General features: G+C 33.6%; 18 protein-coding genes. 12 read left to right on the top strand and 6 right to left on the bottom strand.

The window, feature by feature from the left end; all coding sequences use genetic code 11:
* Positions 1–9: 9 nt before the first annotated feature.
* Genes IKS50_RS08495 through IKS50_RS08485 form a run of 3 tightly spaced genes read left to right on the top strand, consistent with a single transcriptional unit; the run spans position 10 to position 2162 of the window.
* Complete coding sequence (locus tag IKS50_RS08495; RefSeq protein ID WP_292848388.1) at positions 10–702, top strand: iron-sulfur cluster assembly scaffold protein; 693 nt, start codon at positions 10–12, stop codon at positions 700–702.
* Positions 703–704: 2 nt separating this feature from the next.
* Positions 705–1706 carry a GGGtGRT protein gene (locus IKS50_RS08490; RefSeq protein WP_292848385.1) on the top strand — a complete coding sequence of 334 codons (1002 nt, stop codon included), beginning with the start codon at positions 705–707 and terminating at the stop codon, positions 1704–1706.
* Between the two features lie 42 nt (positions 1707–1748).
* Complete coding sequence (locus tag IKS50_RS08485; RefSeq protein WP_292848382.1) at positions 1749–2162, top strand: NUDIX domain-containing protein; 414 nt, start codon at positions 1749–1751, stop codon at positions 2160–2162.
* 377 nt (positions 2163–2539) lie between these two features.
* On the opposite strand, the gene IKS50_RS08480 is transcribed toward IKS50_RS08485, so the two are convergent.
* The 3 genes from IKS50_RS08480 to IKS50_RS08470 all read right to left on the bottom strand — a co-directional run bounded on the left by IKS50_RS08480 (position 2540) and on the right by IKS50_RS08470 (position 5017).
* Positions 2540–3307, bottom strand: a complete 768-nt coding sequence (locus IKS50_RS08480; protein WP_292848379.1) for a V4R domain-containing protein — start codon at positions 3305–3307, stop codon at positions 2540–2542.
* Positions 3308–3531: 224 nt separating this feature from the next.
* Positions 3532–4329 carry an amidohydrolase family protein gene (locus tag IKS50_RS08475; protein WP_292848376.1) on the bottom strand — a complete coding sequence of 266 codons (798 nt, stop codon included), beginning with the start codon at positions 4327–4329 and terminating at the stop codon, positions 3532–3534.
* A 37-nt stretch (positions 4330–4366) separates the two neighbouring features.
* Positions 4367–5017 (bottom strand): hypothetical protein, encoded by a 651-nt coding sequence (locus tag IKS50_RS08470; protein ID WP_292848373.1) that lies wholly within the window; start codon positions 5015–5017, stop codon positions 4367–4369.
* 117 nt (positions 5018–5134) lie between these two features.
* Here IKS50_RS08470 and IKS50_RS08465 point away from each other — a divergent pair, with 117 nt between their 5' ends.
* The 8 genes from IKS50_RS08465 to ung all read left to right on the top strand — a co-directional run bounded on the left by IKS50_RS08465 (position 5135) and on the right by ung (position 10922).
* Complete coding sequence (locus IKS50_RS08465) at positions 5135–6085, top strand: malate dehydrogenase (protein WP_292848370.1); 951 nt, start codon at positions 5135–5137, stop codon at positions 6083–6085.
* 73 nt (positions 6086–6158) lie between these two features.
* Positions 6159–6599 carry a D-aminoacyl-tRNA deacylase gene (gene dtd, locus IKS50_RS08460; RefSeq protein WP_292848366.1) on the top strand — a complete coding sequence of 147 codons (441 nt, stop codon included), beginning with the start codon at positions 6159–6161 and terminating at the stop codon, positions 6597–6599.
* A gap of 78 nt (positions 6600–6677) precedes the next feature.
* Positions 6678–7580 carry a hypothetical protein gene (locus IKS50_RS08455; RefSeq protein WP_292848362.1) on the top strand — a complete coding sequence of 301 codons (903 nt, stop codon included), beginning with the start codon at positions 6678–6680 and terminating at the stop codon, positions 7578–7580.
* Between the two features lie 8 nt (positions 7581–7588).
* Positions 7589–8164 (top strand): zinc ribbon domain-containing protein, encoded by a 576-nt coding sequence (locus tag IKS50_RS08450; RefSeq protein ID WP_292848359.1) that lies wholly within the window; start codon positions 7589–7591, stop codon positions 8162–8164.
* A gap of 9 nt (positions 8165–8173) precedes the next feature.
* Entirely contained in the window at positions 8174–9319 is a 1146-nt protein-coding gene (locus IKS50_RS08445) for a toxic anion resistance protein (protein WP_292848356.1), read from the top strand.
* Positions 9320–9548: 229 nt separating this feature from the next.
* On the top strand, positions 9549–9761 hold the full coding sequence (locus IKS50_RS08440; protein WP_292848353.1) for a hypothetical protein: 213 nt from the start codon (positions 9549–9551) through the stop codon (positions 9759–9761).
* 15 nt (positions 9762–9776) lie between these two features.
* Positions 9777–10247 carry a pyridoxamine 5'-phosphate oxidase family protein gene (locus IKS50_RS08435; RefSeq protein WP_292848350.1) on the top strand — a complete coding sequence of 157 codons (471 nt, stop codon included), beginning with the start codon at positions 9777–9779 and terminating at the stop codon, positions 10245–10247.
* Positions 10248–10262: 15 nt separating this feature from the next.
* Positions 10263–10922, top strand: a complete 660-nt coding sequence (gene ung, locus IKS50_RS08430) for a uracil-DNA glycosylase (RefSeq protein WP_292848347.1) — start codon at positions 10263–10265, stop codon at positions 10920–10922.
* A 1-nt stretch (position 10923) separates the two neighbouring features.
* Here ung and IKS50_RS08425 read toward each other — a convergent pair whose 3' ends face one another.
* The 3 genes from IKS50_RS08425 to IKS50_RS08415 form a co-directional block, all read right to left on the bottom strand.
* Positions 10924–11466: a hypothetical protein gene (locus tag IKS50_RS08425; RefSeq protein WP_292848344.1), complete on the bottom strand. Its 543-nt coding sequence runs from the start codon at positions 11464–11466 to the stop codon at positions 10924–10926.
* A gap of 92 nt (positions 11467–11558) precedes the next feature.
* A complete protein-coding gene (locus IKS50_RS08420) occupies positions 11559–12125 on the bottom strand; it encodes a hypothetical protein (RefSeq protein WP_292848341.1) in 567 nt (188 codons plus the stop codon).
* Positions 12126–12134: 9 nt separating this feature from the next.
* Positions 12135–12845 carry an alpha/beta hydrolase gene (locus IKS50_RS08415; RefSeq protein WP_292848338.1) on the bottom strand — a complete coding sequence of 237 codons (711 nt, stop codon included), beginning with the start codon at positions 12843–12845 and terminating at the stop codon, positions 12135–12137.
* Between the two features lie 95 nt (positions 12846–12940).
* On the opposite strand from IKS50_RS08415, the gene IKS50_RS08410 reads away from it, so the two are divergent.
* Positions 12941–13258: a hypothetical protein gene (locus tag IKS50_RS08410; RefSeq protein ID WP_292848335.1), complete on the top strand. Its 318-nt coding sequence runs from the start codon at positions 12941–12943 to the stop codon at positions 13256–13258.
* Positions 13259–13460: the final 202 nt, after the last annotated feature.

Raw genomic sequence — 13460 nt, 5'->3', positions numbered from 1 at the left:
AGAAAAAAGATGATATATTCAACAGAAATTGAAAATATGTGTCCAGTTCGAAAAGGCGCAAATCATGACCCTGCTCCAATACCTGAAGAAGGTAAATGGGTAAAAGCCAAACAAGTAGGCGACATCTCAGGTTTTACTCATGGAATCGGTTGGTGTGCTCCTCAACAAGGATGCTGTAAATTAACATTAAACGTAAAAGAGGGTATTATTGAAGAGGCATTAGTAGAAACATTAGGTTGTTCAGGCATGACACATTCAGCGGCCATGGCTGGTGAAATACTTGTTGGAAAAACAATCCTTGAAGCATTAAATACAGATTTAGTATGTGATGCTATAAATACTGCAATGCGCGAATTATTCTTACAAATTGTTTATGGAAGAACTCAATCTGCATTTTCAGAAGGGGGACTTCAAATTGGAGCCGGACTTGAAGATTTAGGAAAAGGTCACAGAAGCCAAGTTGGAACAATTTATTCAACAAAAGCAAAAGGGCCAAGATATTTAGAATTGACCGAAGGTTACATTACTGAAATAGGCCTTGATGAAGATAATGAGATAATCGGTTATAAATACATTAACTTAGGCGTAATGCTAGATGCAATCAAGGACGGTGTTGATCCATTGGAGGCTATTGAAAAGGCAACAGGCCAATATGGAAGATTTGATGATGCAGTCAAAAAAATAGATCCAAGGAGTGAATAATTATGAGTTTATTTGAAAGTTATGAAAGAAGAATCGACCAAATCACTCCAGTGCTTGAAAAATATGGAATAAAAGACCTTGAAGAAGCAAAACAGATTTGTCTTGATAAAGGTTTTGACCCATATGAAATTGTAAAGGGCGTTCAACCAATTTGTTTTGAAAATGCATGTTGGGCATACACTCTTGGAGCCGCAATAGCAATAAAGCAAGGCTGCACTAAAGCATCCGATGCTGCAAAAGCTATTGGTGAAGGATTACAATCATTCTGCATTCCTGGAAGTGTAGCTGATGACAGACAAGTAGGTTTAGGCCACGGTAATTTAGCGTCAATGTTATTAAGTGATGAAAGTGAGTGTTTTGCTTTCCTTGCAGGACATGAAAGTTTTGCAGCGGCTGAAGGTGCAATAGGTATCGCCAACTCAGCAAATGAAGTTCGTGAAAAACCATTAAGAGTAATTTTAAACGGTCTTGGAAAAGATGCGGCATTAATCATCTCCAGAATTAATGGATTCACCCATGTTGAAACTGAATTCGATTACTTCACTGGAGAAGTGAAAGTCGTAAAAGAGAAGGCATATTCCGATGGTGAAAGGGCTAAAGTAAGATGCTACGGTGCTGATGATGTACGTGAAGGAGTAGCAATCATGCATTTAGAAGGAGTTGATGTATCCATTACCGGTAATTCAACAAACCCTACACGTTTCCAACATCCTGTAGCTGGAACATATAAAAAAGAATGCATCCTACAGGGTAAAAAATACTTCTCAGTTGCTTCAGGCGGAGGAACTGGCAGAACATTACACCCTGACAATATGGCTGCGGGCCCTGCTTCTTATGGTATGACTGATACCCTTGGAAGAATGCACTCTGATGCTCAATTTGCAGGTTCTTCATCCGTACCGGCTCATGTTGAAATGATGGGATTGATAGGTATGGGAAATAACCCTATGGTTGGAGCCTCAGTGGCTGTTGCAGTAGCCGTTGAAAAAGCAATGAAAAAATAAGGGAACTTTTTCCCTTTATTAATCTTTTTTTGGAGTTTTAATATGACAATGTGGGGACTGGCAGCTAAAGGGATTTGTGAATTCAACGATAAGGTGCTGCTTTTAAAAATCAGATCCCGTTCAGCTCATGATGCCGGCAAATGGGAAATTCCCGGCGGCAAGATAAAGAAATGCGAATTTTTCGACGAGGCCCTAAAAAGAGAATATCTTGAAGAAACAGGCCTTGAAGTTGATGTAACATCATTGTATAAGGTAGTTAGACATGACTATACTGCCTGCAAAACCAATGAGGAAGTAAAATCAATCCAATTAGTCATGAAAGTAACTTGTAAAAGTGATGAAGTAGTCATCAGCGAAGAGCATGATGAATATGGATGGTTTAGTTGGGATGAGGTCAATGAAATGATTTCAAAAGAGTTATTGACTGCTCCTGCAATCGATGCTTTTTCAAAATAATCTTTAATTTTTTCTCAGATAATTTCTAAAATCGGAATATTTAAAGATTAATGGGGTTTAGAGTTTCATTGTTGCAAATGGTATTGGGTTTATCTGATTAAGTGTGGATTATACCATTGGTGGTTTTTACTATTATATCTTAACAATCGAATCGTTTGTATCACATTGGAGGTACTTTCTTTTGAAATTATTGATACGCTGAGGTATTGTTGTTTTCAATTGTATTATCTGTAGAACCTTAAAACCCCATAATCTAATGTAATGTCACCTTTTTAATAATACCTCCAGCAATATGGGAGTAATCCCATAATGTTATATCAAACGGCTTACTATAAAAAGAAGATTTTTCTCTTGATTGTTCATATTTAACTAAACGTTTAAGGTTCTATTTCATATACGCACTTTTCGTCACCCATCGAGTAACATTTGGTCTCTAAAATTTTTATATCAAACTTAAAGTATTCGCTGAATAGTGTTTCCAACATTCCCTTTTCCAAATAACAGGAAGGCAGTCCTATTTTTTCGCTGTGCATTGATTCAAAACAGTCAATGCAGGTTATTTCGATATTGTTATTGATGTTATATGAAAGCTTTCCCAGGTTATTTTTAATCCAATATTTTGAAATATTGTTTAGGAAAGTGTCCAAGTCATCATCCTTCAGCTTTTCGTATAGGTATTTTCCAATGTAGTTTCCAACTTTTTGCAGTACCGGTGAGATATCCATTCCAAATTCAAATAATAATGATTTGAATGTATGGGTTAATAGGATAAAATAGTCAATTTCATCATTCTTTATAAATTCGTCAATCAGTAATTTTGTCTGGTCTTTTTTTGCTAATTTAATTCTGCTTGAATCAAGCGATCCTAAATATTCCGAATTTAAGAAAAAGATTTTCTTTCTATTGTCCTCAGGATCAGCCTTATAATTTACAATACCCTCTTTTCTTAAGTCCCTAAGGTGCATGGACACACTGGCTTTAGATTTTGAGGTATTCTTAACAATGTCTTCAAAATTCATTTCATCATGTCTTAACAAATCTAATATTTCATATTTCATTGGGCTTTTGATTATATCAATGTCAACCATTGGATGGTTGGTTTTGTTGTTGTTTAATATAATCTGTATTGGGTTTGAGATAGTCATTTTTGTGGCTCCCAAATAATTGATTAAACTAAATAGTTAATTTAATTATTAATGCTTTAATAGTATATAAATGTTTGTTTTAGTGTTTAAATTTAGTTTAGGTCAATTTTAACAATTAAAATTGAACAATACTAATTTTAAAGAAAAATTAGATAATTTCAAGTAATCTTTAAAGATATAATTTTGTTTAGATTTCAGTTAAAAAAAAAGTTAAATGCTAAACCTTATTCAATTTGAAGTAGTTTAGCAGCATTATCATAAAGAATTTGGGAGCGTTCCTTATCTGTTAAGTCAATTTTGTTAAAATATTCCATTTCACTTACTGACTCCCACATTGGGTAATCAGATCCCCATAAAACCCTATCACTGCCATATGCATGAATTAATTCCAGAGCGGTTTCAGGGCTAAGCGCATATAGACTTGAGCTTAAGTCTACATAAAGATTCTCGTAACCGGATAATTTTTCGGTAGCTTCTTCCCACATACTCCATCCGGCAAAGTGAGCGCCAATAAACGTAATATCTGGAAATTTCTCTAAAAATGCTTTAATTTGTTTTGGATTGGAATAGTTATATCTGAAGTCACCACAGTGAACAAGCATAGGAACTTTTCCTTCACTCACTACTTTACCTATTTCGAATGCACGTTCTTCATCCATAGCAAATTGTTGGAAATCAGGATGCAGCTTAACGCCTTTTAAGCCTAATTCAATTAAATAATCAAAATCACCTTGGATATCTTCACTGTCAGGATGTAATGTTCCAAAACCAGTGAATAAATCCGGATGGGTATTTACAGATTCGGCAATGAATTCATTGATTGATGGGACCTGTTTTGGTGTTGTTGCAACGGAGTGTACCAGATAATGTGTAACTCCAACCTGACTGCCGTCCCTAATTAAATCATCTAATTTTCCATTTAGTGACATATCTAAATCATAAAAATCTCTTATTCCCTTTACAGCTTTTGATGCTATTTTTTCCGGATAAATATGACAGTGTGCATTAATAACCTTTTGCATATATTAAACCACCTATATTAATATTGTGATAGGACAATTAATATAATTTTTCACCTGTGTATAAATTCTCTTCAGTATAGATTCTGATTAATCTATCGATTAGGTCATCATACATTAATCTATGGCCCACTGCTCCGCCTTGAGGTGTTTTAACATTATTGAGGGATTTGTCTGAGTATTCTCCACTGTTATTAATTATATACCACATTCCATGGGGTGTGTAGATGAATAGTTCACCTTCACCATCTTCGGCACCGTTTTTAAAGCTATCCTGAGGATCATAAATCTTTGTTGAGTGAACTGCAAGTCTTGATAAGTCCTGTTCTGGGCGTGTACCCGATTTTTCAAATAGCATTTTTAACCATTCATATGACTGGTCTATCAAATTTGATTTTTTAATTGGGTCTTTAAATGCTTCTTTTATTTTATTCTGCCTTTTTTCTAAAGTGTTTGTTATTCCAAGTATTTCTTCAACTTTCGAAACGTCTTCTTCAAGGCATCTCCAGCCTTCAGGCCTTCCGGTGACCTGAACATTTCCTTCTACAAAATCCATTCTTTTAAATTTTCTAAAATATGGCTTAACCTTTTCAAATTCTTCATCTGGAATTTTCTTATTTAATCCATATAGATAGCCATATTCATTAGCATCGTAACATTTTGTTTCAAGTTTTAAATCTTTATCTTGCATAATATCCACTCTATAATATATTATTTAATTATATTTTAAAAATATATCTAAATTGATTTTAATTAATTAAATAAAATATTAGAAACCTATTTTTATACCAAAAAACAATATAGGTTTATGGTAAAAGTAACTATTATTGGTTCAACTGGAATTATTGGTAAAAATGTTGCATTTACTCTTGCACGTGAAGATTCAGTTGATCAAATTGTCATGTTTTCAAGACCTGAGAGTCTTAATAAAGCTAAAGGAGAAACTTATGACATGTATGATGCTTTGGCTGCACGTGATATTGATTGTAGATTAACTCCATCAGCTGAATTTGAAGATATCGCAGGCTCAGCCATTGTGCTGATTGCAGCAGGGGTTCCAAGACAAAAGGGAATGAAAAGATTGGATCTTGCCAGCACAAATGCGGAAATTGTAGCATATTATTCTAAAAAAATTGCAGAATATTCCCCGGATTCTATCATATTAGTTGCCACTAATCCCGTTGATGTGATGACAACTGTCGCTTTAAAAACATCCGGACTTAAAAAGAGTAAAGTCATTGGTGTTGGAAACCACTTGGATTCATTAAGATTGAAAAACTATTTTGCAAGACAGATTGACATTAACAGTTCTGAAGTTCATACCAGGGTAATCGGCGAACATGGCGACCATATGGTGCCTCTTTTAAGTTCCACTACAATCGGAGGTATTCCACTTAAATATTTCATCACATATGTTGAATTGGACATTAAAGGGCTTGTAGAAAGGTTAAAGACCGCAGGAAATACAATTATATCTAAAAAAGGAGCAACAGAATATGGTCCTGCATTTGCTATTTCAAACTTAATATCAACCATGCTCACTGACTCTCATAGAATTTTAACTGTTAGCAGTTATCTGGATGGGGAAATTGAAGATGTTGAGGACGTATCCCTTGGTGTTCCGGCCGTCATTACTAAAAGGGGAGTCGCTATGATTGTACCAATTCATATGAATGATATTGAAAAAGAAGAGTTTTTCAAAGCGGCAAAAACTGTTAGGGATGTAACTAATGATGTTCTAGCCCATCTGGATTTGTAGGTGTAAAAGATATTGCTTAAATTGAGGGATTGTATTCCCATTTTATAGATTAAGGATTGTAAAAGGCGATTTAATGAAACTTGTTGTTCAAAGAGTAACTTCAGCCAGTGTGGAAGTTGATAATGAAATAACTGGAGAAATTGAAGAGGGCTTGATGGTTCTGGTTGGTTTTGGAGAAAATGACTCAACCAAAGAAGCCGATTATCTGGCCCGTAAACTAGCTAAGCTAAGAATATTTGAAGATGAAAACGGCAGAATGAATAAATCAGTTATGGACATTAACGGCAAATTGTTGCTGGTTCCTCAATTTACATTATATGCCTATACCAAAAAGAACAGGCCTTCATTCCACAAGGCATTGGCGCCAGATAAGGCAACTGAGTTATTCGATTATTTCGCAGATAAATGCAGTGAATTTGTCAATGTTGAAACCGGCGTGTTTGGCGCATTTATGAAAGTCAAATTGCTTAATAACGGTCCGGTCACTATCCTTTTGGAAAAGGAATTTGAATAATATTAACAAGTTTAATACAAATATTTAAAAACATTTGTAACTAAATATATTCTTACATAATTATGGAAGTACAGATTGATGTTTTTAGAAACACTAAAATCCAAAGAAATTAAAAGATTAACCACTCCATTAACATTCAAGGGTTCTAAAGCCTATGATAGTAAGGGAAATCTTGTAAGATGCAGTGAAACATTATCCGATGTCAGATTAGTTGTCGAACCTGAAGAATATGTTCTATCGGATGATGAAGTATTGCAATATGCTCCCCTATCAAAGTTGGCGTCAAAAATCAGGCTTAAAAGAGGCTTTGGAAATGCCCAAGACGTATTATTAATTAATGAATCACTCCCATGGAAACTCGGATTGTATTATACTGTTTTAGTGTCCCTAAGCATACCTGTTTTCTATTCAAGAATGCAATTGTGGATGTTTGTTGCATTGATTTTATCAGTTATCCCATTGATTTATTTATACCGTATTTTCAGGTTAGATACATATAAGGAAACTAAAAAACCATTAAGAAAAGCTGAAGATAAGACCAAACAAAAAACAGAAACCCCAGTCAAAACAGAAGAAACTACAGGAATGGAATCCCTTAATGAATATGAAAAGGAAATCAATAATCTGAAGGTGTTGTTCAACGTTAAACAGGAAGTTGTTCGCGATCTGATTAAAAAACGCTTCGAACCTCCTCAAATTACATACGATAAGTTCATAAATACAATTGACAAATCGGAAAAACTCTTCAATACTCAGGCAGAAGAGGCATTGAATATTATAAACCTGGCCGTTGAGGATACACCAAGAATCAGAAGCGAACTGGAAAATAAAATTGATACAATGAAAAGGATCATAAGTCAAATCGAGGATTTGACAACAGAACTGGTAATCAACATTAATTCAACTGACAAATCAAGCGAAGAGGTAAAGGTCCTGTTGGAGGATATGGAAAATTTAACTGATTCAATTAAAGATTATTAGGTGATACAATGACTAAAAATTGCCCAAAATGTGGAAAGGAATTGCCTGACAATGCTAAATTCTGCATGGATTGTGGATATAGCATGGAAAAAACTGACAAAGGAAGTTCCAATATATTTTCAAATGGAAATATATTTATAATATTGATTGCGCTAATATTAGTTGTTGGAGGGATATTTATACTGACTTTGGGTTCTGGTGGAAATAATTCCTCAACTGATGCAGCGGATAATGCAGAACATGTGGATTTAACAATTACGGATGTTAACGGTTGGGATAGCGACAGTGGTAAAAAGAGTTATACTTTATATACACGAGCTATATTCAATAGTATTCCTAATGATTTAAAAGGATATAATATTAAATCAACATATTATGATTCTAATGGTACTAAAATTGGCTATGAAACTGAAACTTTAGAAAATGTGTATTATGATACTGAATTTTCAATTGGTTTTGGTTATTATACAACATATAAGTTACCTGATCCGGATTATGTAACCGTTGAAATAATAAAAAATGGAAAAGTTATAGATAATTATACAGAAAAAATTGACCAGAGCAAAATTGACTATTTAAACTAAGGTGATATTATGGCAGAATTCTCATTAGATGTAGATGGCATAAAAGAAGATGTTGAAAAGTCTTTAAATGAAGAGAAAGTTAAACTGGAAAACTCAGATTTAAAAAATCAGGCAGATGATAATGCCGTAGCAATATTTGATGCAGACATGAATAACCCTCAAGAAAGGGAAAGCATTTTAAAACCGTTAGATGATTTCGGTTTAAATGATATGTCAAAATCAGCAGCTCATAATGAAATGTTATCCACAAGATTCGTTGATTTGACTAAAGGCGGGAAAGAAGCTGATAATATTGGGGAACAATTGCTTGAGTTAAACAAACAAATGAAAGACCTTGACCCAAGTAAAGTAGATTTTACAAAAAAAGGCGTAATCGGCAATTTCATGAATCCAATTAGAAAATACTTTTCAAAATATGAAAAGGCTGAAGTAGCAATTTCAGATATTGTGGAATCCCTTGAAAAAAGCAGCAAAGTCCTGCAAAATGATAACACCACTCTTTTGAATGAAGAAAACTATCTAAGAGAAGTTACAAACAAGCTTTTGGCTGATATTGAACTCGGTAAACAGATGGATGCATCAATCGAAGCACAAATTCAATCAGCCGAAATCGAAGGTGTTGATCAAAACAAAATAGATTTTGTTCGTGAAGAGATTTTATTCCCATTAAGGCAAAGAATAATGGATATGCAACAGATGATTGTTGTAAACCAACAGGGCATTGTTTCTTTAAATGTTATCAGACGTAACAATAAAGAGCTAATCAGAGGGGTTAACCGTGCCAAAAACGTAACCGTTTCAGCCTTAAGAACAGGAGTCATGGTTGCAAGCGCATTATATGACCAGAAAATCGTAATGGACAAAATTACCATCTTAAACAAAACAACTGAAAACATCATTGAATCTACTTCACACATGCTTAAAGAACAAGGAAGCGAAATTCAAAAACACAGTGCTGAAGCCATGATTTCTCCTGATGTTTTAAAAGCATCATTCGCTGAAGCTCTTCAAGCAATTCAGGATGTAAGCACCTATAAAGTTCAGGCTTTACCTCAAATGAAAGAAACAATTGAGATGTTTAGTGAAATGGCTCAAGACGGTCAAAAAGTTGTTGAAAAGATTGAAACTACAAATAGCAGTAATTTAATTGAATAAAATGAGCACATCTAATAAAATATTGAAATCATGGTGGGTATTACTCTCATTCATAATGTTTATAAACGGTTTTGGATTTATTTACATTGGTTCAAAGCACTATAATCGAAATTGGATTATTGAAGGAGTTATATACGAAATTCCATGGTTTTTTTATATTATTTATCATTCTAAATATGGATTTACTCCTATAGGGTTTAATCAAGTAGACTATATTCTATTATTTGCAATGATATTGTTATTTGTAAGTATAGTCAGGTCATTCTGGGTTGCAATTAAACTTTGGGATGTATATGACAATATGGATAAATATGCTCACAATCCTATTGAACTGAAAAATCCGGATAGTCCAAAAGAAACAAAAAACTCTTCAAACGGTCCTATATGCTGTTTATGCATTGCCATAATATTTTTCATATTTGTAATAATGTCAGGAATTTAATTTTTCAGGATTGTCATGTTTAGAAAAATGAGAAGATCAAAACAGGAACTCACAGAAGAGGAATGCATAGACATTTTAATCAATGAGCCTAGAGGTGTTTTAGCCCTATTGGGAGATTATGATTATCCCTATGCTCTTCCAATGAGTCATGTGTATGTGGATGGCAAAATTTATTTTCACGGAGCTCACAAAGGCCATAAGCTTGATGCAGTCAAAAAGCACTCAAAAGTATCCTATTGCGTAATGGACAAGGGTGTGAAGGCTGAGGACAGTTGGTGGTATACATTTAAAAGCGTGATTGTCTTCGGACGGATTAGAACATTAACTGACAATCAAGAAAAAACCGATAAATTAACTTGCCTTGGGGATAAATTCTTCCCTACTCATGAAAAAACGGTTGAAGAGATTAACAGGCTTTTAGATAAAACAGAAGTTTTTGAAATTACAATAGAGCATATGAGCGGCAAGATAGTTCAAGAAAAATAATAAGGATTAATATTCATGATTGGAAATAATTGGGATTTGGCTTTGAAAGAAGAGTTTGAAATAGAATACTTTCAGAAAGTTATGGATTTCATTGATGGGGAATACCTGACAAAAACTATCTATCCTCCTTATGAGGAAATATTCAATGCCTTTAAATTAACTCCAATTGATAATGTTAAAGTTGTTATATTGGGCCAAGACCCATATCATGAAGCTGGTCAAGCCCATGGACTTGCCTTTTCAACTCCTGAAGGCAGGCCGATTCCAAGATCCCTTAAAAATATTTTCAAAGAAATTAATGCTGAGTATGGTTTTCCCATTCCCGAATCAGGCTGTTTGGAATCCTGGGCAAAGCAGGGAGTCTTTTTATTGAATACGGTTTTAACGGTTGAGGATGGAAATGCCAATTCTCACAGCAAATGCGGATGGCAGACATTTACGGATGATGTAATTAAAATTTTGAATAATCGAAATCAGCCTATTGTCTTTCTGCTTTGGGGAAAACAGGCCGAAAAGAAAAAGGAATTGATTACAAATCCTAATCATCTTGTTTTAATAACGTCCCACCCTTCACCTTTCTCGGCAAGACGGGGCTTTTTAGGATGCAATCATTTCAAATTGGCTAACGAGTATTTGGCAAAAAATAATATGGAAGAAATCAATTGGCAATTATGAATTATCTGATAACACCAAAATTAGCTCCATTGCTTCCATATGAATAAAATGTATGATACCCTTCACTGCTTGGGTAGTCAAATCTTTGGGATTCAATTGCATTAATTATTCTATAATTTTGATATTCTTCATTTAAAATATCATAGAACTCTTCATGAGTGTAATTGGAATCGGATGCGCTTTTTACTACTTCTTTTATTGTTGGAGTAATGTTATTTCCTCTCCAAGTAATATAATAGAATTCTTCTCCTGCCGAAAACCATAATTTAGAGTTGTTTGTTTTATCATATCTGTCATATGAAGTAAAATGAACTGCATCATGACCTGAAACATTAACTTTTTTTGCGGTATTACGTTCTATAAAGTATCCGTACAAGTCCATAATTGCAGGATTGACGTATCTTATTGTGAAAACGTCAATGTCCTCATCAAATTCATACATATGAAAGTCGCTTTTGTAGGGATTTTCATATTTTGGAGGTATCTTAAATTCCTCATACCCAACATTGGCTGTTGTCCAGTTTGATGAGTCAATAGCGCTCACTGCACTAGTTAAAAAAAATAATAATATAAGAAAAATCATGATTTTTCGGTACATGGTAATACTTTGTTAATATCTTAAATATAAAACTATTGTTAAATAATTATTTCATAATCAGTTTTTCTATTGTCTCTCATTCGGGAATCCATATCGATTAAATCATATACCAGAGGATTTGCCATAAGCATCGTCCATATTTCATATGTTGTCTTTACAAAATCATCATTCAATCTGATATGGTCATGTACGATGGGGCATTCATATGGAAATTCGCTTTCGTCAAATATCAGATGAAAATTTCCCTTTTTGTCTAAGTGGGGTATTAATGGAAATGTTCTGCATTGAATCGGTCTAATTGATCTGTCGCATTTTGGAGGGTTTGTGCATTTAACTAAATAAATTTGCCCTTTCCATGAATGGGGATACTTGATTTCAGAGGAATCCATATAATATAGTTCAAAATCAGGACTATCCTCATACATTAATTCTTCACCGGGAAGCAGATATAGTGCTAATTCTTCATTTCTGTAGTCTTCAGCATCATAAACACAGCACACTTCGCCGCATAATTTTCCACAGTCAAAATCAACCGGTGAGACTTCATCTAGTCTTTTGTAGATTTTTTCAATTGACTCTTTCATTTCATTAGCTGTTATTTCCATGTTTTTTTCCTAGTCTAATTTGTTTATAAAATTGATTATTTCTTCGGCGATCTCATTTTGCTGTTTTTGAGGAGTGATTTTGGCTATGCCGTCACCTTGCTGAGTACCGTAATCTCCGATTTGCGCATGATTTCCGCCTTCGACGATGACTTCTGATAGATTTCTACTTATCAGTGGAAGGTTTTCACGGTAGGCTTCCATATTCAATACTTTGTCTTGTGAACCGTATATTGATAAAACAGGTTTATCAATTTGTTTTGTTGAATATGCTCCCAATAATATCAAAGCGGCAGTATTGTTTGTTTCATTAACATATTGTGCTGCCATAACTCCTCCAAGAGAATGGCCTGATATAACATAATTATTATACTCGTATCGGTTAATTATATCATCTGCTGAGTTTTCACCAAGCAATGCAAGGTTAAATGGCATTTCTACCAGAAAGCAATCGGTGCCGTTAGCTGATACCTGTGTTAATAATGGCAAATAGGAGGTATACTCCACTTTTGCTCCCGGGTAAAATATTAATGCAGTATCATTTCCAGGCCCGTCAAGGAGCAATCCATTGCTTGTTTTAATAACTGAAACATCATCAGTTCCGTTAATATATTTTAGGGCAGCATTATCAGCATGATAATAATCGTTAATGTAATAGAATCCATATGCAAGAATGGCGGCCAACATTACTATGATAATGAGTATAATTATTTTCTTTTTCATAATCTAATATTTATCTTTCATAATATTAAACGATTAATTTAAATAATAAAAGTTAATATATTATAGATAGTCATTATAATCTTGGAGGGTTAAAATTGAGTGAAAAAAGTCCAACCGTTGCAGTATTGTTATCATTCTTATTTACTGGAATTGGCCTTATTTATCTTGGCAATAAAGGTAAAGGGATTTTAATTTTTACATTGGGAGTGTTATGTAACATTTTGGGCATGATTGTTCTGGGTGTTTTCCATTATCTGTCCATATTGACTTGGATTATTGGAATCTATATAACATATAAAGATTCTAAAAAAATAAAGCAAAAACCTGTTAAGCAATATCATTACACAAGAAGGGTAAGGCATTACGATAGGGATTATGATAGAGATTATGATAGGTATTATGATAGGTATTAATGTAATGCCAAAATTTTAATTTTTTAAATAATTTACTTAAATATTTTATTTTTAATATATTTTTGACTCTTTCAAAAACTTTGTTGATTTGAAATTTTTTAATGAAAATTAGTTTGTAATTTTTAATTTTGCTTAAAAATAGTTAAATTTAATAAATAGGTGGAGTAAAAGTTTTTATTATGCATAACCAAAAAACAAATAC

Source organism: Methanobrevibacter sp., from assembly GCF_017539065.1.
Classification (GTDB): Archaea; Methanobacteriota; Methanobacteria; order Methanobacteriales; family Methanobacteriaceae; genus Methanocatella.
This window is presented reverse-complemented; position numbering and strand designations above follow the sequence as displayed.